Here is a 24,622-nt window from a genome sequence, read left to right as displayed (position 1 = left end):
ATTATCCATGCGAGTGGCTCCAGACAAATCCGGGCGGGCAAGACCTGAGCCGACGATCGCCCTGATCAACATCGTTTTCCTGATGCTGATCTTCTTCATCGTTGCTGCCCAGATTGCCCCGCCGCTTGACAGAGAGGTCAGGCTTGTCTCGACCGCTGACCTCGAAAACCGGGAGCCGCCGGATGCGCTGGTGATCATGCCGGACGGGTTGATGAAGTACCGTGGCGCGCTCGTCACGCCGGCCCATTATGTCACCATCAAGCAGGAAACGACACCTGACGATCTCAAGGAGATACGGCTGGTCCCCGACCGCGAGCTTCCCGCCGCCAGGCTCATCGACATCGGCAGGCAGTTGCGCGGCCTCGGCGCAGGCAGGATCATGCTCGTCACAGAACAGGGCGTAAGCCGATGATCTCCCGCCCCTCCAGATTGCGTCTGGCGGCGCTCGTTGCATTGCTGGCTTCGTCCCTGCTGCATGTCGCGGCCATGGCAATATCGCCGGAATTCGGTCAGGAGACCCTGGTCGAGGGAGGCGATGGCGAGACCGAGGCAGTCCTGGGCAGCGATTTTGCCGACCTGATCAAGGCTGGCGACAGGCTCGATCCGGTCGAGCCGGAAGCAACGGCGATCGCGAGCCCGCCACCTGTCACACCGCCAACACCTCGTACGCCGGTCACTCAACCGGTCGCATCCCCTCCGCAAGCCACCGTGCCGGCTACCGTGCCGGTGCCGAATGCTCCGTCACCGAGCCTGTACAAGCTGGAACCCACGCAGGATGATGGGCCTGTCGCGCCATCCGCAGCCAAAAGGCTGGAAGCCGTCGTTCCGGAAACGCCCGCGGCTGAGCCGAGACGTGAACAGCCGCACCGCATCACGCCCACGAAAACCGAACCGCGCGAGCCGGACCAGATCAAACCGCTCAAGCCGGCGGAAACCATCACCCCGGTAGAAGAACCAAAGCCCGTCGCGGTGCCGCTGCCCAAGCCCAAACCGGCGCAGAAATCGCCAAAGCAGGACAAACCACGCACCAAATCCAGCGCCGGGAGCGAGACCTCGAGATCACAGGTCAACAACAAGGCCGGATCCCGGGACGGCAAGTCCTCGGCCAGCGCCACCTCCAGCGGCAAGAGCAAATCGAAGCCGACATCGGCCAATTCGGGCAATGCCGCAGCGGCCAACTATCCGGGCAAGGTCTATACAAAGATTGCAAGAACGAGGCAGAGGAACGCCGGCGGCAAGGGTGTGGCTCATGTCAGTTTCCACGTCACCGCCAGCGGCCAGGCAGTCAGTGTCACCGTGTCGAGAAGCTCCGGCAACGCCAGGGTTGACAAGGCTGCAATCGACCACGTCAGGCGTGCAGCCCCTTTCGCTGCGCCACCGGTGGGCGCGCGGACCCGCTTTGTCATTCCGATCGAGTTCCGGAGATAATCAGATGCACCGTTTCCAGACCCTTTGCCGATTGCACCTGCACAAGTCCGCCAGCGAACAGATGCCCGGTGAAGCGGGATTTATCGATCTGCTCACTCTAGCGCAGCTTGATCAAGATTCGGTCGGAGGATCAGAAGAACTCAAGGCAAAAGCAGCAATCAACCACATTTCACGGGACTCAGGGTTGTCCCTGGAATCAAATTCACCAGTTCAACACCACACAAAGGAGAAGACCGCATGTTTATCGCAATGAACCGATTCATCATCAATGAAGGCCATGAGGAAGCTTTCGAAAATGTCTGGCGCAATCGCGACTCCAGCCTGTCCGAGGTTCCCGGCTTCAAGACGTTTCACCTGCTCAAGGGCCCGAAAAACGACACGACCGGGCAAACGCTGTATGCATCCCACACGGTCTGGCAGTCGCATGAGAACTTCATCGACTGGACCCATTCGGAGAATTTCCGCAACGCCCACAAGAATGCGGGCAACAACAAGGGAATGTATGCCGGCCACCCGAATTTCGAAGGCTTCGAGGCCGTTCTCGACGCCTGAAACCGCATGGGCGGTACTGGCAATGACAAGCATTGGCCGGGCGCAGCAGCCCGGCCATCCAATGCCATGGGCAGAGCACAGTCGGGCAATGGCGATCCTGGCTTCGACCGGCAAAGTCGAATAACCCCTCACTATCGAGCAAATAAATAAACCCTTAATTAGCTTCCGTGCGGCAAGCTCTGCGCTTAGCTGTCTGCGGCTAAGTGAGGGTTTGTCCATGAAGCCGAAAAATTACCTGATCACCCAGTCCCTTGACGAGATCAAGGATGAGCGGCGCGTCTTTCCGCGTCGCGACGCAAACTGCCCGGTGATCGCCCGTGTCCGTCAGCGTGGACGCGAAGAGGAAATTTCGGTGCCCTGCTGGATGGTCAATCTGTGCGAGGATGGCTGCCTGCTGACCTCCGACTATTTTCCCCGCAGGATTGATGACGTGCGCCTGACCATTCCCGGTATCATCGACCAGGTCCGCGGCAAGGCAAGATCGCAGGGCAAATTCACCATCAACGTCAAGTTTTCGAAACTTCTCAAGGTCGACATCGTGGAAATGGTCGGCCGTATCAAAACCATACCCAAGCCCTGACGCAGACAAGGTCCGGCGTTGTCAGGCGAGCCAGTCGTCGAGCTTGGCGGATCTTACATCGTTCATCAGCCGGATAAATCCTTCGGCCTGATGCCGGGCCGTCGCCTCGCCCTTTTCAGCTGTTGCCAGGGCGGCCTCGCCGACCGCTCCCGAAGGGTTGAGGTCGCTGGCGATCCAGGCAAAGGCATGGGTGCCGGTATGGCGCAGCAGTTCGAACTCGCCTTCGGCGCGCGTCACCGCCGAGACGAAATTCTCCGCCTTGTCGAAGACGACAAGATCCGGACGGAAATGCAGCATCAGGGATGTTTCGACGTCGCCGCCGTGGATGCCGTAGGACGTCTCTGTCGCACTGTACATTCCCGCCGGCAGGCCGAACCGCATCCACGAGGTCTTGACCGCCAGCATCCTTGCCCGGACCCGCAACTCGCGGGCGACAATGCCCATCACCTCTTCGTTGCCGCCATGCGAATTGACCAGCACCACCTTGCGGATGCCGGCGCGGGCGATCGAGTGACCCAGTTCGATCCAGTGCTCGATCAGCGTCGTCACCGGGATCGTTAGCGTGCCCGCCGCATGCTGATGCTCGTTGGATTTGCCGACACACTGGATAGGAAGGATCCGGATATCGAGATCTTCTGGCACCCGGTCGATCACCGTCTCGAGCATGCCCTGCATGATCGAACTGTCGGTCGACACCGGCAGATGCGGCCCGTGCTGTTCAATGGCTGCCACGGGCAACACCGCGATCGTCGTCTCCGGATCAAGCCCCTCGAACTCGCGTGTGGTGAAATCGCCCCACCAGATTTTCCGCTTCATCATCATGTTCCCTCAACTTTCATTCCGGCGCAGCGGCAATAACCTCGATTTCCACCTTGAAGGCCTCGCGCGCAAAGCCCGAGACGATCATCAGTGTCGAGGCCGGCGCCGGATCGGCAAACAGGCGGTCCCGCACTTTCATGTAGCCGGGCAAATGTGCCCGATCCGTGACGTAGGCGTTGATCCGCACGATATCCTTCAGAGACATTCCGGCCGCTTCCAGGATCGCGCCGACATTCTGGAAGCACAGTTCCGTCTGCGCCTCCGCCGTTTCCGGAATGTCGCCGTCGACGCTGATCGACAGCTGCCCGGAACAAAGCATCAGCCGATATCCCGGCGGGACTTCCACCCCGTGGCTGTAGCGGGCGAACGGCGCCTTTATCGTTTCTGGTGTATGGTGCTTCACGGCGGCAATCCCCGGCAGACAAGATCGGTGTTCATTAACCCGACAAAGTTTTGTCAGTCTATTCCAAACAGGACTGGAATGGTTCACTCTGCAAAGTGTTTTCGTTTTCGGGCTTTTTTTTGGGCAACCGGATTATTCCGAAGGCAGTTTCCCAAAAAGCGCAAGCAGCAGGCGCCGGAAACCCGTGGCAAGACCTGCGCGGCTTGTCATGGCATGACGCTTGCAAGGTAGGAATGTTGGTAAAATTACGAGGGATGATTCGCATCCCCGACCAAAACCAAGGGATGGTGTACATGACGCTTCTTCTTCGTTCCTCGGCCGCTCTGGCGGTCGTTCTGGCCATGGGCGCTCAGGCTTCTGCCGCCGAGAAGGTCACGTTCGGAACAAACTGGCTTGCCCAGCCCGAACATGGCGGCTTCTATCAATCCGTCGCCGACGGCACCTACGCCGCCTGCGGCCTCGATGTGACCATCGCCCAGGGCGGCCCGCAGGTGAACAACCGCGCGCTGCTGCTCGCCGGCAAGATCGAGTTCCACATGGGCGGCAACCTGCTTGAGGCCTTCTCGGCCGTTGAGCAGAACATTCCAGTCAAGGTCGTCGCGGCATCGTTTCAGAAGGAACCGCAAGTGCTGATGACCCATCCCGGTCAAGGCCTCGACACCTGGGAAGACCTCAAGAATGCCGAACAGTTCATTCTCGGCGATCAGGGCTTCCAGAGCTACTATCAGTGGATGATCACCGAATTCGGCTTTGATGCCTCCAAGCGGGTGCCCTACACCTTCAATCCTGCTCCGTTCATCGCCAACCCGAAATCGGCGCAGCAGGGATACATCACCTCCGAGCCGTACGCCGTTCAGCGTGAAGGCGGCTTCATTCCCAACCTGTTCCTTGTCGCCGATTACGGCTTTGACACCTACTCGACCACAATCGAGGTGATGCAGGCAACCATCGACAGCAAGCCGGAAGCCGTCAAATGCTTTGTCGAAGGCTCGATCAAGGGCTGGTACAACTATCTCTATGGCGACAACGCTGCCGCCAATGCCCTGATCCAGAAGGACAATCCGGATATGACGGACGAACAGATCGCCTTCTCGATCAAAGAGTTGAAGGAATACGGTATCGTAGATTCCGGCGACACCGAAACAATGGGTATCGGCGCCATGACCGATGCGCGCGTCGAGAGCTTCTATGCCAAGATGGTCAAGGCCGGCGTGGTCAAGGACGGCCTCGACATCAAGGCCTCCTACACACTCGACTATGTCAACAAAGGTGTCGGGCTCGACCTGAAGAAGTAAGACATCCACCCGCCCGGATCGCACGCGTCCGGGCGGGTCTTCTGATCCTGCAAGACGATCCTCTGGACACCCATGCCCGACCGGACAAATCCTTTCCTGATCCTGCAATCCATTGGCAAGACATTCGCATCCGGCGTCACCGCGCTGGAGCGGGTCAACCTGACCGTCAACGAGGGCGACTTCATGAGCCTTCTCGGCCCGTCGGGCTGTGGCAAGTCGACCGCCTTGCGGATCATCGCCGGCCTGTCCTCACCCACCTCCGGCGTGGTCGACTGGCGCGGCCCGACGCTTCAGCAGAACGACATCGGCTTCGTCTTCCAGGAGCCAACCCTGCTGCCCTGGGCCAGCGTCTATGACAATGTCTGGCTGCCGTTGCGGTTGCGCGGCGTCTCGCGCAAGGATGCCGAACCGCAGATTGCCGAGGTGCTCGAACGGGTGCATCTCACGGGCTTCGAGACCGCCGTGCCAAGGGAGTTGTCGGGCGGGATGAAGATGCGGGTTTCCATCGCCCGCGGACTGGTGACGCGCCCGCGCATGCTGCTGATGGACGAGCCTTTCGCGGCCCTCGACGAGATCACCCGGTTCAAGCTCAACAATGATCTGCTCGAACTCTGGCAGGAACGCCGCTTCACCGTGCTGTTCGTTACCCATTCGGTTTTCGAAAGCGTGTTCCTGTCAAACCGCATCACCGTCATGGCCGCCCATCCTGGCCGCGTGTTCGAAGAACTGACGATCAATGCGCCCTACCCGCGCGACGCGGCATTCAGGACATCGGCGCACTATGCCGAGCTTTGCCGCAATACGTCCGACACCCTGTCGCGCGCCATGGGCATGGAGGCCGCAGATGTCGTCCATTGAAACAGCCCCGCCCGTCATTGACGCCGAAGAAGCCCGACGCGAGCGCAGCCGCAAGCTCGAGCGTACCGGCCGCTGGCTGCTGCCGCTGATCATCATGGCAGCGGCGATCTGCTTCTGGGATCGTGTCTGCGTCTGGAACGAGATCCCGCAATACATCCTGCCGCGCCCCGGTGTTGTGCTCAACACGCTGATCGAGGATGCCGGCCTGCTGTTTGCGTCGCTGCTGGTCACCTTGCGGATAACCATGCTGTCGCTGGCGCTGGCCGTTGTCGGCGGCGTCGGGCTGTCGGTTCTCTTCACCCAGTCCCGCTGGATCGAAATGAGCCTGTTTCCGTTTGCCATCGTCTTGCAGGTCACACCGATCGTGGCGATCTTTCCGCTGATCAACATCTATGTCGACGACCAGACCACGAAACTCTTGCTTTGCGCCTGGATCGTCGCCTTCTTCCCGATCCTGTCCAACACCACGCTGGGGTTGAATTCCGTCGACCGCAACCTGATCGACTATTTCAAGCTCAACGGCGCCAGCCGCTGGCAGACCCTGTGGCATCTCCGCCTGCCCGCCGCTATGCCCTACTTCCTTGGCGGCCTGAAGATCGCCGGCGGTCTTGCGCTGATCGGCGCCGTGGTTGCCGAGTTCGTCGCGGGCACCGCCGGACAGTCCTCGGGGCTTGCCTCGCGCATCATCGAAGCCGGCTACAGGCTCAACGCGCCACGGCTGTTCGCCGCCCTGATCCTCATTTCCCTGACCGGCATCGTCATCTTCCTCGCCCTGTCATGGATCTCCCACCTCGTGCTGCATCGCTGGCACGAGAGTGCACTGAAACAGGAGCAATGAGTGACACCGCGCAGCATCTCCCTGCCCGCCGCAAGCACCTACACCCTGGGCAATATCCGGTTGCACCGGTCGCATCTGGCAAGCGCCGGGGGCTTTGCCTTCGATACTGACGGCTTTGCGCTGGCAGCCGTTGATATCTCCCGGGGAGAGATCAAAGCCATCCACCCCGCCGAAGGCGCACCCGCTGCTGCCGAAGCAGTCGATTGCCGTGGCGGTATCGCATTCCCGGTCTTTGTCGATTGCCATACCCATATCGACAAAGGCCACATCTGGGCCCGCAAGCCCAACCCGGACGGCAGTTTCCCCGGGGCGCTGGACGCCGTGGGCGAAGACCGTGCCGCGCGCTGGACTGCCGATGACGTCGAGCGGCGGATGGAGTTCTCCCTCGCCTGTGCCTATGCCCACGGCACCGGCGCGTTGCGCACCCACATCGATTCCGTGCCGCCGCAGGAGGACATCTCCTGGCCTGTCTTCGATACCGTGCGGGAGCGCTGGAAAGGCCGCATCGAGTTGCAAGGCGCTTGCCTGTTCGGCATCGACCAGGCGCTGGACGAAAGCTGGTTCAATCGCCTGGCCGACACGATCGCACGCCATCGGGGCATTCTTGGCGCCGTCACCTACATGGTGCCCGATCTCGACATGTTGCTGGATCGCATGTTCGCAAAAGCCATCGATCTCGGGCTTGATCTCGATTTCCATGCCGACGAGACCGACGATACCAACGCCATCTCGCTTGACCGCATCGCCGATGCCGCCCTGCGGCATGGCTTTGAAGGCAGAATCATGGTCGGCCATTGCTGCTCGCTGGCCCGCCAGCCCGATGACAGGGTAAAGGCGACGCTCGACAAGGTCGCCCGCGCAGGCCTTTCTGTGGTCTCGCTGCCGATGTGCAACATGTACTTGCAGGACCGCCGTCCGGATGCCACCACACCGCGCTGGCGGGGTGTCACCCTGCTGCATGAAATGGCGGCGCGCGGCATCAATGTCGCGGTCGCCTCCGACAACACCCGTGATCCGTTCTATGCCTATGGCGACCTCGATGTGCTCGAGGTCTACCGCGAAGCCACCCGCATCGTACATTTCGACCATCCCGTCGGCGACTGGCCGGCGACCGTGGCGGCAAACCCGGCCCGCGCCATGCGGCTCGATGACGCCGGATTGCTGGCTGCCGGCCGCAAGGCCGACCTGGTGCTATTCCGCGGCCGCAGCCTGACCGAGCTTCTGTCCCGTCCCGAAAGCGACAGAACCGTGATCCGCGACGGCAGGGCGATTGACGCCACTCTGCCCGATTATTCCGACCTTGATGATTTGATGGAGCCCTGAGCCATGGACATGACCGCACTGATCGCCGATCTGGACGGCATCCGCATCGAGCAGAACGACAAGATCGTTCTGCAGAAGAGCCGGGATTTCTACTGGTACTCGCCGGTGCTCAAGCGCCAGCTCGATCATGTCACCGCGGATCTGGTCGCTTCGCCGCGCAACGAGGACGAGTTGATCCGCATTCTCAAGGCCTGCTACCGTCATGATGTGCCGGTCACCCCGCGCGGCACCGGCACCGGAAATTACGGCCAGGCCATGCCCCTGTCCGGCGGCCTCGTGCTCAGCCTCGCCGACATGAACGAGATCAGGGAAATCGCTCCGGGCCGGGTGATCTGCGGCCCCGGCGTCATCTGTTCCGATCTCGACAAGGCGGTGCGCGCCGCTTCCGGGCAGGAATTGCGCATGCATCCCTCCACCACCCACACCGCCACCGTGGGCGGCTTCATTGCCGGCGGCTCCGGCGGCGTCGGTTCGATCTCCTGGGGCGGATTGCGCGATTTCGGCAACATCATCCGCCTGCGCGTGGTGACCATGGAGGAAGAGCCGCAGGTACTGGAACTGATCGGCGAGGACCTGCACAAGGTCACCCATGCCTACGGCACCAACGGAATCATAACCGAGATCGAAATGCCGCTGGCGCCGGCCTATGACTGGGTCGACGCCATCGTCGGCTTCGACAGCTTCGATGCGGCGGCAAGCTATGCCAACGCACTTGCACGCCAGGACGGCATCCTGACCAAGCTGATATCGGTTGTCGCCGCCCCCTGCCCGTTCGACTACTTCAAGCGTCACCAGAAATTCCTGACCGAAGGCCAGAGCGTGGTTCTGGTCATGGTCGCGCCGCACAGCCACGACGCCTTCAAGGCCTTTACCGCGCGAAATGCGGGCGAGATCGTCTTTGACGCCACCACGGCAGGCGACCTCAAGGGGCTGCCGCCGGTATTCGAACTGGCCTGGAACCACACCACCCTGCGCGCGCTCCGGGTCGATCCGGCCTGGACCTACCTGCAGGTGCTTTACCCGTTCCCCAACCAGCTCGAGCTCGCCTCGAAGATGGACCGGATGTTCCCCGGCGAACTGATCTCGCACCTCGAATTCGTCCGCTTCGACGGCGACATCACCTGCTTCGGCCTGCCGTTGATCCGCTTCACCACCGAGGAGCGGCTCGAGGAGATCATGGACCTGCACAATGAGAACGGCTGCCCGATCTTCAATCCGCACCGCTACACGCTCGAGGAAGGCGGCATGAAGCAGACCGACGAGATCCAGCTCGCCTTCAAACACGAAGCCGATCCCAAGGGCCTGCTCAACCCGGGCAAGATGATCGCCTGGGACGACCCGGACTATGACTTTGGCGCTGGAAAGACGTGGCTGTTCAAAGGCTTGAAACAGGCAAGCTGAGGCCTTCCGAATGCGCGTACTCGTTGTCCATGCCCATCCTGTTGCCTCAAGCTTCAACGCAAGCCTGTTTCGCATGACTATCGCGCGGTTGAGGAAAAACGGCCACGCCGTCGACGCCATCGACCTCTACGCGGACGGCTTCAATCCGGTGATGAGCGAGGCCGAGCGGCTGAACTACCATGACCTCGAAACCAACCGGCAGCCGGTCGATGACTATGTAAAGCGCCTGCTCAAAGCCGAGGCGCTGGTGCTGGTCTACCCGGTCTGGAATTACGGCTTTCCCGCCATTCTCAAGGGATGGATCGACCGCGTGTTCCTCCCCGGCGTGTCCTTCGGACTGGTCAATGGTAAGGTGCGGCCGACATTGCACAACATCGCCAGGATCGTTGTCGTCACCTCCTATGGCGGATCGCGGTTTCGTACCTGGCTGATGGGCGATCCGCCGCGCAAGATCGCCAACAGGATGCTGCGCGCAACAGTGAAACCCGGCGCGCCGGTCAACTACCTTGCCCATTATGAAATGAACCTCTCCACCAACAAGACGCGGCACGCGTTCATGTCGAAGGTGGAACGTACCCTGGACAGCATCTGATGCGTATTCTTCTGGTCTACTGCCACCCGGTTCCCGAAAGCTTCTGCGCCAGTATCCGCGATACGGCCTTGCGCGCACTCGAGAAGAACGGTCACCAGGTGGATCTGCTCGATCTCTATGCCGAAGGTTTCGATCCGGTGATGCCGGCCGATGAGCGCCGCCACTACAACGAAATGAAGCTGGCCGATCACCCGTTCCCCGGCCATGCCGAACGGCTCCGGGCCGCAGAGGGCCTGCTGTTTGTCTATCCGACCTGGTGGTACGGGCTTCCGGCGATGCTCAAGGGCTGGCTCGACCGGGTCTGGACCCCGGACCTGACATTCCGCATCCCCGACGGCCCCGGGCCGATCGAACCCTTGATGACGCATATCAATCTGCTGGGCGTGATCACCACCTGCGGTGCGCCGCGCTGGTGGTCCTATGTCGTGGCTCACCCCGGCAAGCGCACCATCCTGCGCGGCATGCGCGCGCTCTGCGGCAAAAGTTGCCGCCGCCTTTTCATGGCGCATTACCTGATGGACAAATCAACGCCGGAAAGCCGGGCCCGATATCTGGCCAGGGTGGAGAAGCGCCTGGCCAGGATCTGAATCAAGGCTTGAAATTGTTCTGGTCGGGGTGCGCCCGGGCGAAGCCCGGCAGCGCGTCGCAGGCCTTCCGCACAGCCTGGATGCGTTTCAGCCCGGAAATGTCGGCGCCCCAGCGCTCGGCATTGTAGATCTGCGGAATCAGGCAGATGTCTGCCAGGCCCGGCGCATCGCCGTGGCAGAACCTGCCGGTAGCCGGATGGTCCAGAAGCGTTTCGAATGCTTCCAGGCCCTGGCTGATGAACTTGCGCATCCAGCCCACCCGCATGGCGTCGTCACCACCCGCCAGTTCGAGAACATGGCTGACCACCGAGAGATTGCACACCGGGTGAATGTCCATGGCAATCGAATGCGCCAGCGCCCGCACCCGCACCCGTCCGGCCGCATCGTCCGGCAACAGCGAAACACCGCGTGTCTCGATGATGTACTCGATGATCGCCAGCGACTGGGTCAGCATCAGCCCGTCGATTTCGAGCGCCGGAACCAGCCCTTGCGGGTTGCGCTTGAGATGCTCGGCGCTCCTGTGCGCCTTGCACAACAGGTCCACCACCACCGGCTTGTAGTCGACGCCGGCGAGATTGAGCGCGATGCGCACCCGGTAGCTCGCCGACGAGCGCCAGTAATCATAGAGAACGGGCATGTCCATCAAACGGTCCTCATGCCTTCGACAGTTCCTTGGCGTGCAGCCAGTCGGCATGCTTGGGCGCGCGCTTGGTCTTCGACCATTCTTCAAGCATATCCCACTTGACCGCGTCCAGCCGCTTGATCATCGCCTCTTCGTCCGGGTCCGGGCAGGCCAGTTCGACGCGGTGGCCATTCGGATCGAAGAAGTAGATCGAATGGAAAATCGAGTGATCGGTCACCCCGAGAACATCGATGCCGTTGGCCTCGAGCTTTTCCTTGAAGGCAACCAGCGTATCGCGATCCTTCACCTTGAAGGCAATGTGCTGAACCCAGATCGGGGTGTTCTCGTCGCGCCCCATCTCCGGCTTCGTCGGCAACTCGAAGAAGGCCAGCACATTGCCATGGCCGGCATCGAGGAACACATGCATGTAGGGATCAGGCTCGTGAGTCGAGGGAACCTTGTCCTCGGCAATGGCGAGCACGAAATCCATGTTGAGATTGTCGACATACCAGTTGACGGTTTCCTTGGCGTCCTTGCAGCGATAGGCCACGTGATGGATCTGTTCGATTTTCATAGCGAAGCTCCTCCGTTCAATCTTTCAGGGCGGCGGCCCGCAGGGCTTGCGAAAGCACCTCACGGTCGCCAATGTGGTTGGCCATAAGCAGGATAAGGCGCGCGTTGAGCGCATCGCTCTCCGCCTTGCTCAGCCCCTCGTGTACCGAGAGCAACTCGGCGTAGAACTCATCGGGCCCCTTGATGTTGGCCTGGGTGTTGAGCGCAGACATGGATTATCTCCCGATCGCTTTGAGCACGGCCGCTTTCACCGCCGTCTCGTCATAATGGTCCCAGCGCGCGGCCACATGCTGGTCCGGCCGGATCAGATAGACCGCCGATTTCGCATCGCCGAGATAACGCTGCTTGAGATAGCCATCGGCATCGTCGGCGGACGCCAGCGCCAGCCGCTTGATCTCGATCCCATCCACATCGACAACGTCAGGCGCAGTTTCGTCGATTGTCATCAGCTCAAAGCCGAAGCCTGTGCGGTCGAGCAGCCAGCCCCCCGGCACCGGCGCGTCGACCAGCGGCGAGCCCGGACGGGTACGCTCCGGCATTGCCTCGCAATCGGGCCCGTTCAGCGGTGAACCGTCATAGGTGCAGGGCACCGACAGCCGCCCGGAATTGACCATCGGCCGCGTCGCTTCATAGCGTTCGGACAAATCGAGCACGGCATCGCGGAAGATCCGGCTCATTTCCGATTTCGGCGTGATGAAATCGGTCGAGCGCGACGAGTTGAGAATGTTCTCGTCGGCGCCGTGCACCCGTTCTGCATCATAAGAGTCAAGAAGTGTAACCGGTGCCTTACCGTCGATGATCAGCTTCAGCTTCCAGGCGAGGTTGTCGGTGTCCTGCAGGCCCGAATTGGCGCCGCGTGCGCCGAATGGCGAGACCTGATGCGCGGCGTCGCCGGCGAAGATCACCCTGCCCTCGTGGAACCGGTCCATACGGCGGCACTGGAACGTGTAGATCGAGCTCCATTCAAGCTCGTAGCTGATGTCCTCGCCAAGCATCGCCTTCAGCCGCCGGTCGATGTTTTCCGGCTTCAGTTCCTCCTCGCGGTCGATGTCCCAGCCAAGCTGGAAATCGATCCGCCAGACATTGTCGGGCTGCTTGTGCAAGAGCGCCGACTGGCCGCGGTTGAACGGCGGGTCGAACCAGAACCAGCGTTCGGTCGGAAATTCCGCTTCCATCACCACGTCGGCGATGAGGAAATTGTCCTCGAACACCCGGCCGACGAAATCGAGTCCCATCATGTTGCGGATCGGCGAGGCGGCGCCGTCGCAGGCGATCACCCAATCGGCTTTCAGCCTGTACGGCCCGTCCGGCGTACCGATGGTCAGGTCCGCGCCGGTCTCGTCCTGGGACAATTCCAGCACCTTGTTGCCGCCGCGCAGCTCGATCGGCTTGCCCGCAGCCTGCAACTGGCGCACCCGGTCGACCAGATACTGCTCGAAATAATACTGCTGCAGATTGATGAAGGCCGGACGCTTGTGTCCCTGTTCGGGCAGCAGGTTGAAACCGAACACCTGGCGTTCGTCGAAATAGACCTTGCCGAGGTTCCAGATCACGCCCTTGTCGACCATCGGATCGCCGCAGCCCAGCCGGTCGAGGATCTCGAGCGGCCGCTTGGCAAAACAGATCGCCCGCGAGCCCCAGCTGACCTTGTCGTTCTCGTCGACGACGACGACCGGAACATCCTGCATCGCCAGGTCGATTGCAGCCGCCAGCCCGATCGGACCGGCACCCACCACAACCACCTTGTGGCGCACCGGCGTTGCCTGATCCTGGTCAGCAGAGCGCTGATACGGATAAAGCGGAACCTCAAATATCTTGCTCATGATCTCCCTTCCTGCCGATCACCGGGCCGATCCTGAGCTGATCGGGCCTGGGCATCGCACGCCTCGAACCAAAATTATTAGTTGCAGATGTAACTATCAACCCGTAAAATGCCTTTTGATGGACGGCACATGCGAACCTCGATCCCGGAAGACTATCGCGGATGCTGCACGTCCGAATTCCCGATGGAATTCATCGCGTTGCGGCGAATGCAGCGGGCGGCTTTCGCCGCCCGCCCTTCTCATCCTTGCAACTGCGCCCACATTTCCGCATCGCGTTCCGCGGTCCAGATCCGTGGCGTATCGATGCCGCGAGCCTCGTCATAGGCACGGGCGACGTTGAACGGCAGGCAGTGCTCGTAAATCGCGAAGTCCTTGAATTTCGGATCGCATTCGGCCCGTACCGCGTCCCACGCCTCTTTCAGCGTACCGCCGCGCGCCACCACCCTGGCCACCGGCCGGTAGGTGGAATCGACGAAGTCGCGGGTGCTTTCGATGGCGGCATTGACCATCTCGCGACCGACCAGCGCATCGCCGCGTCCGGGACCAATCGCCTGCGGATCGAACATCCGGATCATGTCGAGCGTATCGCTCCAGTCGTCAAAATGGCCGTCGCCGCAATAACACGCCGAGTGGTATTCGACGATGTCGCCGGTGAACATGACTTCCTCGTCCGGCACCCAGGCGACGATATCGCCGGCGGTGTGGGCACGGCCGAGATGCATCAGGTCGACCTTGCGCTTGCCGAGATAGACCGTCATCCGCTCGGAGAAGGTGGTTGTCGGATAGGTCAGCCCGGGAATGCTCTCGTGGCCCTGGAACAACCGCGGGAAGCGTTCGAACTCGGATGCCCAGTCCTCCGCGCCGCGTTCCTCGACCATCGCCCGCGCCACGTCGCCCATGATCACGGTCGGCGCGTTGTAGGCAGATGCCCCGAGTACGCGCACGGCGTGATAATGGGTCATCACCAGATGGCTGATCGGCTTGTCGGTAACCGACCGGATATTTTCGATCACCTTGTTGGCAAGCCGCGGGGTCGCCTGCGCCTCGATCACCATGACGCTGTCATCGCCGATGATCACCCCGGAATTGGGATCGCCCTCGGCGGTGAAAGCCCAGATGTCCCGGCCGATCTCGGTAAAGGAGATGTTCTTTTCCGTCATGTCACCGGCGGATGCGAATTTCTTGCTCATTGATCTGTCCTAAGCTTTTTCAACTGTTTGCTCGATGGCGCCGAAGATCGAATGGCCATCGGCGTCCTTCATCTCGATGCGCACCGTATCGCCGAAGCGCATGAATGGCGTCACCGGCTTGCCCGATGCGATCGTCTCGATCATCCGGATCTCGGCGATGCACGAATAGCCCGCGCCGCCTTCGCTTACCGGCTTGCCGGGATCGCCGTCCGGCCCCTTGTTCGACACGGTGCCCGAACCGATGATGGTTCCCGCGCACAGTGGCCGCGTCTTTGCCGCGTGCGCGATCAGCTGCGGAAAATCAAACGTCATGTCGATCCCCGCATTGGCGCGCCCGAAAGCCTCACCATTGAGATCAACCTCCAGCGGCAGGCTAAGCTTGCCGCCGTCCCAGGCTTCGCCCAATTCGTCCGGCGTCACCGTGACAGGCGAGAATGCGGAGGATGGCTTGGACTGGAAGAAGCCGAAGCCCTTTGCGAGTTCCGCCGGGATCAGCCCGCGCAGGCTGACATCATTGACCAGCATGACGAGTTCAATCGCCTCGCGGCAGGTATCGATGTCGGCACCCATCGGCACATCGCCGACGATGACCGCGACTTCGCCCTCGCAATCGATCCCCCAGGCTTCATCGGCCATGCGGATCGGACCGCGCGGAGCCAGGAAACTGTCTGACCCGCCCTGATACATCAGCGGCTCTTCCCAGAAGCTCGCCGGCATCTCGGCGCCGCGCGCCTTGCGCACCAGTTCGACGTGGTTGACATAGGCCGAGCCATCCGCCCACTGATAGGCTCGCGGCAACGGCGACAGCGCATCGCGCTCGTGAAACCGCTCGGTCGGCTCCGCGCCGCTCTCCAGCATCTGGGCCACATCCCGAAGCCGCGGCGCAACGTGCTTCCAGTCATCCAGCGCCGCTTGCAGCGACCGCGCGATATGCGGCACCCCCGAGGCGCGGGTAAGATCACGCGAGACAACGACGAGACGCCCGTCCCGGCTGCCGTCACGAAGAGTGGCTAGTTTCATGCGATGTTCCTCTGTGGTTTGTCAGATGGACATGAAGAACGGTCCATCTCTCCCTTTGTTTCTTCCCGAAACGGGACAATCAGGCTCCCGCGATCACGAAAGCCTGCCAGTCTCTCTACCCCGGGAGTGCCGTTCCGCTAACGCGTCCCGGCATTCCCGGCGATGGCTCACTTGGCGCCCGACCATCCGCCGGCTTCCGGCGTGCCGTCGAATTTCCGCTCGATCCCCTCCCAGCAGGTCACATAACCGCTCTGAAGGGTTTCAAGCTCCGCCGCATAACGGGTGACCATCTGCGGGAACCGGGTTTCGAACATGAACGCCATCGTGTCGGACAGCTTGACCGGTTTGAGCTCCACCGTCGAGGCCTTTTCGAAGGCGTCGTGATCAGGCCCGTGCGGCATCATCATGTTGTGCAGGCTCATGCCTCCGGGCAGGAAGCCTTCTTCCTTGGCGTCATACCGGCCTTCGATCAAACCCATGAATTCGCTCATGATGTTGCGATGATACCAGGGCGGACGGAAGGAATGCTCGGCCACCATCCAGCGCGGCGGGAAGATCACGAAATCGATATTCGCCGTCCCCGCCTCGCCCGAAGGCGCCGTCAGCACGGTAAAGATCGACGGATCGGGGTGATCGAACAGGATCGCGCCCACTGGCGAAAACGTTCTCAGATCATACTTGTAGGGTGCGTAATTGCCGTGCCAGGCCACAACGTCGAGTGGCGAATGACCGATTGCGGTGACGTGAAACACCCCGCACCACTTGATATGCACCAGACAGGTGGTTTCCTTGTCCTCGTAGGCCGCCACCGGGGTCTTGAAGTCGCGCGGATTGGCCAGACAATTGGCGCCGATCGGACCGCGCTCGGGCAGCGTGAACTTGGCCCCGTAATTCTCGCAGACATAACCCCGCGCCCGTTCGACCCCTTCGGCTCGCATCACCTTGAACATCATGCCCCGCGGCAGCACCACGATCTCCAGCGGCGCCACCTCGATGATGCCCATTTCGGTGAAGATCGTCAGCGCGCCTTCCTGCGGCACGATCATCATCTCGCCGTCGGCATTGAAGAAGTAGTCATCTTCCATGTCGGCAGTCAGCGCATAGATGTGAGTTGCCATCCCGACTTGCCCGACGACGTCGCCGGCGGTGGTGATGGTGTGCAGCGAATCGAGAAAATGCACGTCCCCTTCCGGATACGGCGTCGGATCCCAGCGCCGCTGGCCCAGTGACAAGATGCCCGAATCCTGCGCCGGTGCCGAGCGCCAGTAAGGCCGGTCGATCACCCGGAAATCCGTCGTGTGACGGACGCTGGGACGGATCCGGTACAGCCAGGACCGCTCGTTTGTGCCGCGCGGCGCGGTGAACGGAGAGCCCGAAAGCTGTTCGGCATACAGCCCGTAGGCGCAACGTTGCGGCGAATTCTGCCCCTGCGGCAGAGCGCCCGGCAGGCTTTCGGTTTCAAAGTCGTTTCCAAAACCCGGCATATAAGCAAGCGACATGGGGCCACTCCGTTTGCTGTTTGAAATTGCGCGCATACAATCAGTTGTAAATGTAACTTTCAACCGTGCGGCAGGACCTTTCTGCCGCGACAAGCGGATCACTACCCGCTTCGGCAGATTGAGACTTGCCTGCGTCCGGGACCGACCATGCGGCTGTTACAGTTTGCAGCTCATCCTGGTCGAAGACCGAAAGCCGAAAATGTGGCCGAACAGACCCGTTTCACTTGTTTCCTGCGCTACAAATCCTTCCCTCTCATAGAGGGCGCGAGCCCGGGGGTTGCTGTCAATCACATCGAGGCGGACACTTGTCGCGCCCAGGTCTCGGGCCTTCCGCTTGACCGCCGCCAGCAACAGTGTGCCCACCCCCTGCCCGCGCGCCGCGGCCGAAACGAAGATCCCGTCCATCAGCAGCGAACCGGCCTCCACCGGCCGGTCCAGCGTCGACAGCACCAGACCGCGCCAGAAGCCGCCAACAGGACCGTAGGCTGCACACAGCTGCGCCATACCGCCACCGACGAAACCGCCCGACGATGTCTTGAATCCGGCGACGCCAAGCAACTCACCCTGGTTCGATACGGCGCTGATCGCGTGCGCCGGGTCGACAGCATTTTCGATAAAGGAAAGCGCCTGCGCCTCGGGTTGCATGACCAGCGCAAGCTTTCCCTTGAAGGCCTCCCAAAACAACGCCGTCGCCTCGCGCCGGTGCCCGGGGCGCAGACCCTGTTCGATACTTGCGGACGGCAATGTGGTCATGAAGCGATGATTCGGTCCGTGGTTGCGGCGTATCCTGTCGATATGTGGCCTGATCCCGGGGTTTCAAGGCATGCCTTCCACCAGGCAAGCCATCCGCCCGGCGTCGGCCGGGTCGTCCCGCATTGCAGCAGCATCAGAGATCTTGATTGTAATGATTCATGTTTCATCAATCATAACCGCACTATAGATCGATCAGAGGCCGACAGATCCACGACATGCCGTTGTGACCAGGCCCGCCATGTCCATGACGGACCTCTCCCTCCCAGAATTCGGCACGTATCCGGCATTTGCCGGTACCCAGCTTCTTAATAAGGATAAGTCGGATGCTCGGCTTCGAAAACAGAACATTATCCACCAAGCTCGTCGCGGTGGCCGGCGCCACCGTGACCGCGGTGCTTCTCGTTTCCAATTTCATTCTCATATCCCAGTCGCAAAGCCGAGTCGAAGAACTCGTCTTCGACCAGGCGCGGATCGAGGCCAGGGCGATTTCCGCCAACATTGCCGGCGAGATCGGCGGCTTGGCCGCCGCGACAAGCACAATGGCCGCCATCCAGGGCCGAGGCCACAGCACGTCCGACCTCGACCGCGCGGCCATGATGAACCTCCTCAAGGCCACCATGCAGGCCCACGACATGGCCTTCGGAAGCTGGTTCGCCGAAGCCGGAAACGCCCTTGACGGCCGCCAGGCCGAATTCATCGACAACAAGGAGATGGCCGGCAACTCCAAGGGTGAATTCAGCCCGTACTGGTCGCGCAAGTCCAATGGCGACATCCATTTCTCGACTTTCGAAATCGATCACACTGCCGCCTGGTATGCGCTCTCTGCCGAAAGCGGCAAAAGCGCCATTACCCCGCCCTACAAGGCAGAGGAAGCCGCAGTCCCGACCACGCTGACCTCGGTCACCGCTCCGGTGGTCTCCGACGGCAAGCTGATCGGCGTCACCGGCATCGATATTTCGCTCGCCTCGCTGGCCGGTGAACTCTCGAAAATGCGGCCCTTCGAAACCGGTCGGGTCATGCTGGTCTCGCAGGACAGCAAATGGCTGGTCGGCCCCACCGTTGACGCGATGATGACCGACTTCGATGCTGCTGGAAAGGCCGAGGTTTCGGCAGCTCTCAAGGACAACACTTCCAGCATCGTTCGCGACATCGACGGCAACGACGGATCGAAGCTCCACCGGGTCGTCTACCCGTTCGAAATTCCCAGCGTCAACGCAAGCTGGGTCGTCATCGTCGACGTGCCTGAGACCGCCATTTCCGGCCCGGTCATGCAGCAGACCATCATGATGATCATCGGCGGTATCATCGTTCTTGCGGCCGTTTTGCTCGGCCTGCTGGTTGCCGTCAACCGCATGGTCAAGCGTCCGCTGGACGGGCTTGTCGCCGATGTGAACACACTCAGCCAGGGCAAGTTCACCGATCCGATCAGCGGACAGACGCGCTCGGACGAGACCGGTGCGGTTGCCCGCGCTCTCGAAGGCTTCCGCCACCGCCTGGCCGAAACCGACGCACTGGAATCGGAAGCCGCCCGCGCGCGCGAAAATGCAGAACGCGAGCGCTCCAACACCGAAGCCGAGCGCAACAACGCCGCCGAATTGCAGAAGCGGATCGTCACCCGGCTCGGCACCGGACTCTCGCGGCTGTCTGCCGGCGACATGTCGCACAGGATCAACGAGGAGTTTCCGGGCGAATACGCCCAGCTCCGCGAGGATTTCAACTCCGCCATGCAGAGCCTCGAGAACACCATCCAGACCATCAACGTGTCGGTATCCAACATCACCTCGGGCACTGGCGAGATGAGCACGGCTGCCAACGACCTTTCGGCACGCACCGAGAAACAGGCCGCGAGCCTGGAAGAAACCGCCGCCGCGCTCGACCAGTTGACCTCGCAGGTCAATGCCAGCGCCGAGAACGCCAAACTGGCCGCGCAGACGGTGGAGAATGCCAACCAGAGCACGCACCAGTCCGGCACCGTGGTCGAGAAGGCCATCCAGGCGATGAACGGGATCGAGAATTCGTCCCGCGAAGTCAGCCGCATCATCGGCGTTATCGACGAGATTGCCTTCCAGACCAATCTGCTGGCGCTCAACGCCGGTGTCGAGGCCGCCCGGGCGGGCGAAGCCGGCCGTGGGTTCGCGGTGGTGGCACAAGAGGTGCGCGAACTGGCCCAGCGGTCAGCCGCCGCCGCCAAGGAAATCGCCACCCTGATCACCACCTCCGCCGGACAGGTGGACCAGGGCGTCGACTACGTTGCCCAGACCGGCGAAGCGCTCAAGGGCATCTCCTCGCAGGTTGTCCAGATCAACAACCTGATCCGCGAAATCTCGCAATCGGCCTCGGAACAGGCCGTCGGCATCCGCGAGATCAACGCCGCGATCAACCAGATGGATCAGGTGACCCAGCAGAACGCGGCCATGGTCGAGGAAACAACCGCCGCCAGCATGGCGCTCAACAACGAGGCCCAGAACCTTGGCGGCATCGTCGCCAACTTCCAGGTTTCAGGCAACACCTCGGCCTCCGCACTCGGCGCCATGGCCTCGAAAATGCGCAGACAGCCGGAACGGCCCGCCAAGCCCGCCCCAAGGGCGCGCAGCGCAGGCAACGCCGCCATTGCTACTGACTGGAGTGAATTCTGACGGCTTCCACGTCGGAAGCCGGATCAACCGGAAAGGGGCCGCGAGGCCCCTTTCTGCGTTTCGGGCAGAATTCTTGCCGATGCAGCCGCTTTCAGCTTCAAGCGCCTGTCGTTTGAATTGCAGGTCGGGATAGCCTATCCAGTTCCCCGGAGATGTCCGGGTATCAAGAAGCAATGGATGGATTGGAAGAAAAGCTGCAATCCTGGGATGGGAAGTCCGCTGGCGCGATCAAGCGGATCTACGGCAGTTTTGCAGCCGAACCCGGTTTCGCCGAAAGGTTGATCGCCATGTCGGCGGATCAAACGCTCGAGACCGGTGCGACGTGGCTGCTCAAGTATCACATGGAAGTTACGAAACGGGGGCTCAATCCCACGCTGGCGCACAAGCTGGCACTGACCCTGCCTGGGCTGACCGGCTGGGAAGCCAAGCTGCATTGCCTGCAGATTCTACCGTATCTGACATTGACCGGAGAGAGCGCCGATCTCGTCTTCCGTTTCGTGCTTGCCTGCCGCGAGGATCAGAACAAGTTCGTTCGGGCCTGGGCCTATACCGGCCTGCATCATCTCGCGTTGGCACATCCGGGATATCGCACCGAGGTCCGCATCCTGCTGGAAAACGCGATCCGCACCGAACAGGCGGCGTCGGTGAAGGTACGCCTGCGCCGCGCGCTCGAACAAGGTTTCCCGGACATGCCGGACTGATCGCCTCCTGCCGATGCCGCTATTTCAGTTCCTCGATCATCGCCGAGAAATCGCGGCCCTTGCCCTTGCCCGCCACGAACTGATCGTAGAGTTCGGTTGCCCGCGCGCCCATCGGCGTCTGGGCGGATACACTCTCCGCCGCCTGCTGCGACAGCTTGAGATCCTTGAGCATCAGTTCGGCAGCAAAGCCCGGCTTGTAGCCATTGTCGGCGGGGCTTTGCGGGCCGACGCCGGGCACCGGGCAATAGGTGTTGACCGACCAGCAGGAGCCGGACGAGGTCGACACGACGTCGAACAGGCTCTGCGCCGACAGGCCGAGCTTCTCGGCCAGCGCGAAGGCTTCGCAGGCCCCGATCATCGAGATGCCGAGCAGCATGTTGTTGCAGATCTTGGCAGACTGGCCAGCGCCGGCCTCGCCGCAATGTACCGCCTTCTTGCCCATGATCTCGAACAGCGGCGCGGCGCGCGAAAATGCCTCGTCGCTGCCGCCGGCCATGAAAGTCAGCGTCCCGGCAGCCGCGCCGCCGACGCCGCCCGACACCGGCGCATCGACGGAGAGCAGACCGTTTGCGGCAGCCATCTCGTGGGCGGCGCGGGCGCTGTCGACATCAACGGTGGAGCAATCGATGAACACCGCGCCCTTCGCGCCCGCCGGCACGATCTCGGCATAGACCGAGCGCAGGATATCGCCGTTGGGCAGCATGGTGATCACCGCATCCTGCCCGCTGGCCGCTTCCGCAGCGGAGCCCGCCTTGGCCGCGCCTTCCACGGTGACGCCCGCAACATCGAAGCCGGTCACCTGGTGTCCTGCCTTGATCAGGTTCGCCGCCATCGGCGCGCCCATGTTTCCCAGTCCGATAAATCCGATTTTCATGACGTCCTCCCAAACACTTCAATCCCGAACGGCTGACAGAGCCGTGGCTAAATATCGATATCGCCGCCCGGTGGTTCAGACAGCATCGCCGCCACCGTTTCAGCTGTCACATCTTCGACGCTTGCGTGACGCCAGCGCGGGTTCCTGTCCTTGTCGATGATTGCCGCACGAATGCCCTCGACGAAGTCTCCCTCCGACGCGCTGCGCGAGGTGAAACGGTACTCCTGTTGCAGCGCGGCCCGGATGTCATTACCGGCCCGGGCACGGCGCACCAGTTCGATGGTGCAGCTCGCCGAGAGCGGTGATCCGGCGCGAATGCTCTTTGCTGTAGCCGCTCCCCAGTCATTGTCCGGCAAGCCTGCGAGAATTTCGCTCAGCTTGGCCCCGCCGAAATGGGCATCGACGTCTTCGCGCAACCCCATCAACAGCCCGTCCGCGGGATCTTGCGCCATCGACTGGACCGCCGACGCATCCCCGGTCTCGATCAACGCTTCGGTCAGCCCCGGCCACTCGGCCTCGGGGATGAAATAGTCGGCAAAGCCTGCCAGGATCGCGTCCGGCGCGTTCATCCGGTAGCCGGTTACGCCGAGATACTCCCCTAGCCGTCCCGGCGCACGCGCCAGCAGCAACGTGCCGCCAACATCGGGCACCAGCCCGACCGCGCATTCCGGCATCGCGATCTTCGAGCTTTCGCCCACCACCCGGTGCGAGCCATGCAGCGACACGCCAACGCCGCCGCCCATGGTGAAACCCTGGCACAATGCGATATACGGTTTCGGGTAGGCGGCAATCTTGGCGTTGAGCCGGTATTCGTCGCGCCAGAAGGTCCGGCCCGCATCGAAATCGCCCTTGGACGCGGTGTCATGCATGAACTGCAGATCGCCCCCGGCGGAGAAGGCCTTGTGGCCTTCCGCATCGATCAGCACGCAGGCGACGTCATCGTCGTCGCGCCAGCCGTCGAGCGCAGCCTCGATTGCCAGCACCATCTCGTAGGTGACCGCGTTGAGGGCTTCGGGCCGCTGCAGCGTGATCTGTCCGATCCGGCCGATCTTGCGGATGCGGATGCTCATGCGGCGCGTTCCGCCAGCAGCGCCCGCGACACGATCAGCCGCATGATCTCGTTTGTGCCCTCGAGGATCTGGTGCACGCGAAGATCGCGGACGATCTTCTCGACGCCATAATCGGCCAGGTAGCCGTAACCGCCATGCAGCTGCAGCGCGTCATTGGCCACGTTGAAGGCGGTGTCGGTGACAAATCGCTTGGCCATCGCGCAGTATTTCGTCGCGTCCGGCGCCTTGCGGTCGAGCTTGCTTGCGGCCTGGCGCAGGAAGATCCGCGCCGCCTGCATTTCCGTTTCCATGTCGGCCAGCCGGAACTGCAGCGCCTGGAACTGGTCGATGGTCTTGCCGAAGGCTTCGCGCTCGCCCATGTAGGCCAGCGTCTTGTCGAGCGCCGATTGCGCACCGCCGAGTGCGGAAGCGGCAATATTCAGCCGCCCGCCGTCCAGTCCGCTCATCGCGTAGCGGAAGCCCGCGCCTTCCTCACCCAGCAGGTTGTCGGCAGGAATGACGCAATCGTCGAACTGCACCTGCGAGGTCGGCTGCGAGCGCCAGCCCATCTTGTTCTCCGGCGCGCCGAAGGAGAGTCCGGGCGTGCCATCCTCGACGATCACCGCCGAGATACCCTTCGGGCCATCCGCCCCGGTGCGGCTCATCACCAGGTAGAGATCGGAAAAACCGCCGCCGGAAATGAACGCCTTGGTGCCGTTGAGCTTGTAGCCCTCGTTGGTGCGCTCGGCGCGGGTCCTGAGCGCCGAGGCATCCGACCCCGAACCGGGTTCGGTCAGGCAATAGGAGGCGATCTTGCTCATGGTGACGAGATCGGGCAGCAGCCGCGCCTTCATCTCGTCCGAACCGTAGGACGAGACCATCCAGGTGCACATATTGTGGATCGACAGGAACGAAGCAACAGACGGACAGGCCATCGACAACGCCTCGAACACCAGGGTCGCGTCGAGCCGGGTCAGGCCCGACCCGCCGTCCTCTTCCGGAACGTAGATTGCCGCCAGCCCGAGGGCGGCTGCTTCTTCAAGCACCGACCGCGGGATCGCCTCTTCCTTCTCCCACTGGGCCGCAAACGGGGCGATCTTCTCGGCGCCGAAGTCGCGCGCCATGTCGAAGATCGCCTGCTGTTCCTCGTTCAGCTCAAAATCCATGGCAAATCCGCCTCCCTATCCCTGACACTGCACCCGGCGT

The 24,622-nt window shown here is 61.9% G+C and carries 27 protein-coding genes; 14 read left to right on the top strand and 13 right to left on the bottom strand.

All coding sequences use genetic code 11. The features are described 5' to 3' along the window. Positions 1–7: 7 nt before the first annotated feature. The 5 genes from O4H62_RS00725 (at position 8) to O4H62_RS00705 (ending at position 2,560) form a co-directional block, all read left to right on the top strand. Positions 8–412, top strand: a complete 405-nt coding sequence (locus O4H62_RS00725) for an ExbD/TolR family protein (RefSeq protein WP_269385178.1) — start codon at positions 8–10, stop codon at positions 410–412. Next, the gene (locus tag O4H62_RS00720) at positions 409–1,428 is read left to right on the top strand and encodes a TonB family protein (protein WP_269385177.1); all 1,020 of its coding nucleotides are present in this window, start codon (positions 409–411) and stop codon (positions 1,426–1,428) included. Before O4H62_RS00725 ends, O4H62_RS00720 begins: the two co-directional genes overlap by 4 nt. Positions 1,429–1,432: 4 nt before the next feature. Then, positions 1,433–1,681: a hypothetical protein gene (locus tag O4H62_RS00715; protein ID WP_269385176.1), complete on the top strand. Its 249-nt coding sequence runs from the start codon at positions 1,433–1,435 to the stop codon at positions 1,679–1,681. Beyond that, entirely contained in the window at positions 1,666–1,980 is a 315-nt protein-coding gene (locus tag O4H62_RS00710) for an antibiotic biosynthesis monooxygenase family protein (protein WP_269385175.1), read from the top strand. Before O4H62_RS00715 ends, O4H62_RS00710 begins: the two co-directional genes overlap by 16 nt. Positions 1,981–2,197: 217 nt before the next feature. Then, entirely contained in the window at positions 2,198–2,560 is a 363-nt protein-coding gene (locus tag O4H62_RS00705) for a hypothetical protein (protein WP_269385174.1), read from the top strand. Between the two features lie 21 nt (positions 2,561–2,581). Here O4H62_RS00705 and O4H62_RS00700 read toward each other — a convergent pair whose 3' ends face one another. Together O4H62_RS00700 and O4H62_RS00695 are read right to left on the bottom strand one after the other, a co-directional pair. Next, a complete protein-coding gene (locus tag O4H62_RS00700) occupies positions 2,582–3,376 on the bottom strand; it encodes a creatininase family protein (protein ID WP_269385173.1) in 795 nt (264 codons plus the stop codon). 19 nt (positions 3,377–3,395) lie between these two features. Continuing rightward, positions 3,396–3,791, bottom strand: a complete 396-nt coding sequence (locus tag O4H62_RS00695; protein WP_269386254.1) for a RidA family protein — start codon at positions 3,789–3,791, stop codon at positions 3,396–3,398. 284 nt (positions 3,792–4,075) lie between these two features. Between O4H62_RS00695 and O4H62_RS00690 the strand changes: the two genes are divergently transcribed. From O4H62_RS00690 to O4H62_RS00660, 7 genes are all read left to right on the top strand, one after another. Beyond that, a complete protein-coding gene (locus tag O4H62_RS00690) occupies positions 4,076–5,077 on the top strand; it encodes an ABC transporter substrate-binding protein (RefSeq protein ID WP_430538355.1) in 1,002 nt (333 codons plus the stop codon). Positions 5,078–5,149: 72 nt separating this feature from the next. Beyond that, positions 5,150–5,935, top strand: coding sequence for an ABC transporter ATP-binding protein (locus O4H62_RS00685; RefSeq protein ID WP_269385169.1), 786 nt, complete (start codon positions 5,150–5,152; stop codon positions 5,933–5,935). Then, positions 5,922–6,773 carry an ABC transporter permease gene (locus O4H62_RS00680; protein ID WP_269385167.1) on the top strand — a complete coding sequence of 284 codons (852 nt, stop codon included), beginning with the start codon at positions 5,922–5,924 and terminating at the stop codon, positions 6,771–6,773. Before O4H62_RS00685 ends, O4H62_RS00680 begins: the two co-directional genes overlap by 14 nt. Then, the gene (locus O4H62_RS00675) at positions 6,774–8,096 is read left to right on the top strand and encodes a cytosine deaminase (RefSeq protein WP_269385165.1); all 1,323 of its coding nucleotides are present in this window, start codon (positions 6,774–6,776) and stop codon (positions 8,094–8,096) included. It begins immediately after the preceding gene. Between the two features lie 3 nt (positions 8,097–8,099). Next, positions 8,100–9,497: an FAD-binding oxidoreductase gene (locus O4H62_RS00670; RefSeq protein WP_269385163.1), complete on the top strand. Its 1,398-nt coding sequence runs from the start codon at positions 8,100–8,102 to the stop codon at positions 9,495–9,497. A gap of 10 nt (positions 9,498–9,507) precedes the next feature. Continuing rightward, on the top strand, positions 9,508–10,089 hold the full coding sequence (locus O4H62_RS00665) for an NAD(P)H-dependent oxidoreductase (protein ID WP_269385162.1): 582 nt from the start codon (positions 9,508–9,510) through the stop codon (positions 10,087–10,089). Beyond that, positions 10,089–10,676 (top strand): NAD(P)H-dependent oxidoreductase, encoded by a 588-nt coding sequence (locus tag O4H62_RS00660; RefSeq protein ID WP_269385161.1) that lies wholly within the window; start codon positions 10,089–10,091, stop codon positions 10,674–10,676. Before O4H62_RS00665 ends, O4H62_RS00660 begins: the two co-directional genes overlap by 1 nt. Before the next feature lies 1 nt (position 10,677). On the opposite strand, the gene maiA is transcribed toward O4H62_RS00660, so the two are convergent. From maiA to O4H62_RS00620, 8 genes are all read right to left on the bottom strand, one after another. After that, positions 10,678–11,319, bottom strand: coding sequence for a maleylacetoacetate isomerase (maiA, locus tag O4H62_RS00655; RefSeq protein ID WP_269385160.1), 642 nt, complete (start codon positions 11,317–11,319; stop codon positions 10,678–10,680). Positions 11,320–11,329: 10 nt separating this feature from the next. After that, positions 11,330–11,872, bottom strand: a complete 543-nt coding sequence (locus tag O4H62_RS00650; protein ID WP_269385159.1) for a VOC family protein — start codon at positions 11,870–11,872, stop codon at positions 11,330–11,332. Positions 11,873–11,888: 16 nt separating this feature from the next. Next, on the bottom strand, positions 11,889–12,083 hold the full coding sequence (locus O4H62_RS00645) for a DUF2783 domain-containing protein (RefSeq protein WP_269385156.1): 195 nt from the start codon (positions 12,081–12,083) through the stop codon (positions 11,889–11,891). 3 nt (positions 12,084–12,086) lie between these two features. Beyond that, positions 12,087–13,694 (bottom strand): FAD-dependent oxidoreductase, encoded by a 1,608-nt coding sequence (locus tag O4H62_RS00640; protein WP_269385153.1) that lies wholly within the window; start codon positions 13,692–13,694, stop codon positions 12,087–12,089. 239 nt (positions 13,695–13,933) lie between these two features. Further along, complete coding sequence (locus tag O4H62_RS00635; protein WP_269385151.1) at positions 13,934–14,884, bottom strand: MBL fold metallo-hydrolase; 951 nt, start codon at positions 14,882–14,884, stop codon at positions 13,934–13,936. A gap of 9 nt (positions 14,885–14,893) precedes the next feature. Continuing rightward, entirely contained in the window at positions 14,894–15,904 is a 1,011-nt protein-coding gene (locus O4H62_RS00630) for a fumarylacetoacetate hydrolase family protein (protein ID WP_269385149.1), read from the bottom strand. A gap of 167 nt (positions 15,905–16,071) precedes the next feature. Beyond that, a complete protein-coding gene (gene hmgA / locus O4H62_RS00625) occupies positions 16,072–17,403 on the bottom strand; it encodes a homogentisate 1,2-dioxygenase (RefSeq protein ID WP_269385147.1) in 1,332 nt (443 codons plus the stop codon). Between the two features lie 156 nt (positions 17,404–17,559). Next, complete coding sequence (locus O4H62_RS00620; protein WP_269385145.1) at positions 17,560–18,156, bottom strand: GNAT family N-acetyltransferase; 597 nt, start codon at positions 18,154–18,156, stop codon at positions 17,560–17,562. A gap of 323 nt (positions 18,157–18,479) precedes the next feature. Here O4H62_RS00620 and O4H62_RS00615 point away from each other — a divergent pair, with 323 nt between their 5' ends. Both O4H62_RS00615 and O4H62_RS00610 read left to right on the top strand, forming a co-directional pair. Beyond that, on the top strand, positions 18,480–20,792 hold the full coding sequence (locus tag O4H62_RS00615; protein ID WP_269385143.1) for a methyl-accepting chemotaxis protein: 2,313 nt from the start codon (positions 18,480–18,482) through the stop codon (positions 20,790–20,792). A 173-nt stretch (positions 20,793–20,965) separates the two neighbouring features. Further along, the gene (locus tag O4H62_RS00610) at positions 20,966–21,493 is read left to right on the top strand and encodes a hypothetical protein (protein ID WP_269385141.1); all 528 of its coding nucleotides are present in this window, start codon (positions 20,966–20,968) and stop codon (positions 21,491–21,493) included. Between the two features lie 19 nt (positions 21,494–21,512). Here the strand turns inward: O4H62_RS00610 and mmsB are convergent, their stop codons facing one another. The 3 genes from mmsB to O4H62_RS00595 are packed head-to-tail and all read right to left on the bottom strand — an operon-like array spanning position 21,513 to position 24,582. Further along, on the bottom strand, positions 21,513–22,367 hold the full coding sequence (mmsB, locus tag O4H62_RS00605; protein ID WP_269385139.1) for a 3-hydroxyisobutyrate dehydrogenase: 855 nt from the start codon (positions 22,365–22,367) through the stop codon (positions 21,513–21,515). A 47-nt stretch (positions 22,368–22,414) separates the two neighbouring features. After that, on the bottom strand, positions 22,415–23,437 hold the full coding sequence (locus O4H62_RS00600; protein ID WP_269385137.1) for an enoyl-CoA hydratase/isomerase family protein: 1,023 nt from the start codon (positions 23,435–23,437) through the stop codon (positions 22,415–22,417). Then, complete coding sequence (locus O4H62_RS00595) at positions 23,434–24,582, bottom strand: acyl-CoA dehydrogenase family protein (protein WP_269385134.1); 1,149 nt, start codon at positions 24,580–24,582, stop codon at positions 23,434–23,436. The genes O4H62_RS00600 and O4H62_RS00595 overlap by 4 nt, the downstream gene beginning before the upstream one ends. Positions 24,583–24,622 lie beyond the last annotated feature (40 nt).

This window comes from Parahoeflea alexandrii (genome assembly GCF_027214025.1).
In the GTDB taxonomy this organism is placed as follows: Bacteria; Pseudomonadota; Alphaproteobacteria; order Rhizobiales; family Rhizobiaceae; genus Hoeflea; species Hoeflea alexandrii_A.
Note: the sequence above shows the minus strand (reverse complement) of the source record. Positions and strands in the feature narration are given on the sequence as shown.

Bases quoted from the DNA above. Each gene is read 5' to 3' on its own strand.
- O4H62_RS00725 (WP_269385178.1), top strand. From the start codon at position 8: ATGCGAGTGGCTCCAGACAAATCCGGGCGGGCAAGACCTGAGCCGACG.
- O4H62_RS00720 (WP_269385177.1), top strand. From the start codon at position 409: ATGATCTCCCGCCCCTCCAGATTGCGTCTGGCGGCGCTCGTTGCATTG.
- O4H62_RS00715 (WP_269385176.1), top strand. From the start codon at position 1,433: ATGCACCGTTTCCAGACCCTTTGCCGATTGCACCTGCACAAGTCCGCC.
- O4H62_RS00710 (WP_269385175.1), top strand. From the start codon at position 1,666: ATGTTTATCGCAATGAACCGATTCATCATCAATGAAGGCCATGAGGAA.
- O4H62_RS00705 (WP_269385174.1), top strand. From the start codon at position 2,198: ATGAAGCCGAAAAATTACCTGATCACCCAGTCCCTTGACGAGATCAAG.
- O4H62_RS00700 (WP_269385173.1), bottom strand. From the start codon at position 3,376: ATGAAGCGGAAAATCTGGTGGGGCGATTTCACCACACGCGAGTTCGAG.
- O4H62_RS00690 (WP_430538355.1), top strand. From the start codon at position 4,076: ATGACGCTTCTTCTTCGTTCCTCGGCCGCTCTGGCGGTCGTTCTGGCC.
- O4H62_RS00685 (WP_269385169.1), top strand. From the start codon at position 5,150: ATGCCCGACCGGACAAATCCTTTCCTGATCCTGCAATCCATTGGCAAG.
- O4H62_RS00680 (WP_269385167.1), top strand. From the start codon at position 5,922: ATGTCGTCCATTGAAACAGCCCCGCCCGTCATTGACGCCGAAGAAGCC.
- O4H62_RS00670 (WP_269385163.1), top strand. From the start codon at position 8,100: ATGGACATGACCGCACTGATCGCCGATCTGGACGGCATCCGCATCGAG.
- O4H62_RS00665 (WP_269385162.1), top strand. From the start codon at position 9,508: ATGCGCGTACTCGTTGTCCATGCCCATCCTGTTGCCTCAAGCTTCAAC.
- O4H62_RS00660 (WP_269385161.1), top strand. From the start codon at position 10,089: ATGCGTATTCTTCTGGTCTACTGCCACCCGGTTCCCGAAAGCTTCTGC.
- maiA (WP_269385160.1), bottom strand. From the start codon at position 11,319: ATGGACATGCCCGTTCTCTATGATTACTGGCGCTCGTCGGCGAGCTAC.
- O4H62_RS00650 (WP_269385159.1), bottom strand. From the start codon at position 11,872: ATGAAAATCGAACAGATCCATCACGTGGCCTATCGCTGCAAGGACGCC.
- O4H62_RS00645 (WP_269385156.1), bottom strand. From the start codon at position 12,083: ATGTCTGCGCTCAACACCCAGGCCAACATCAAGGGGCCCGATGAGTTC.
- O4H62_RS00640 (WP_269385153.1), bottom strand. From the start codon at position 13,694: ATGAGCAAGATATTTGAGGTTCCGCTTTATCCGTATCAGCGCTCTGCT.
- O4H62_RS00635 (WP_269385151.1), bottom strand. From the start codon at position 14,884: ATGAGCAAGAAATTCGCATCCGCCGGTGACATGACGGAAAAGAACATC.
- O4H62_RS00630 (WP_269385149.1), bottom strand. From the start codon at position 15,904: ATGAAACTAGCCACTCTTCGTGACGGCAGCCGGGACGGGCGTCTCGTC.
- hmgA (WP_269385147.1), bottom strand. From the start codon at position 17,403: ATGTCGCTTGCTTATATGCCGGGTTTTGGAAACGACTTTGAAACCGAA.
- O4H62_RS00620 (WP_269385145.1), bottom strand. From the start codon at position 18,156: ATGACCACATTGCCGTCCGCAAGTATCGAACAGGGTCTGCGCCCCGGG.
- O4H62_RS00615 (WP_269385143.1), top strand. From the start codon at position 18,480: ATGCTCGGCTTCGAAAACAGAACATTATCCACCAAGCTCGTCGCGGTG.
- O4H62_RS00610 (WP_269385141.1), top strand. From the start codon at position 20,966: ATGGATGGATTGGAAGAAAAGCTGCAATCCTGGGATGGGAAGTCCGCT.
- mmsB (WP_269385139.1), bottom strand. From the start codon at position 22,367: ATGAAAATCGGATTTATCGGACTGGGAAACATGGGCGCGCCGATGGCG.
- O4H62_RS00600 (WP_269385137.1), bottom strand. From the start codon at position 23,437: ATGAGCATCCGCATCCGCAAGATCGGCCGGATCGGACAGATCACGCTG.
- O4H62_RS00595 (WP_269385134.1), bottom strand. From the start codon at position 24,582: ATGGATTTTGAGCTGAACGAGGAACAGCAGGCGATCTTCGACATGGCG.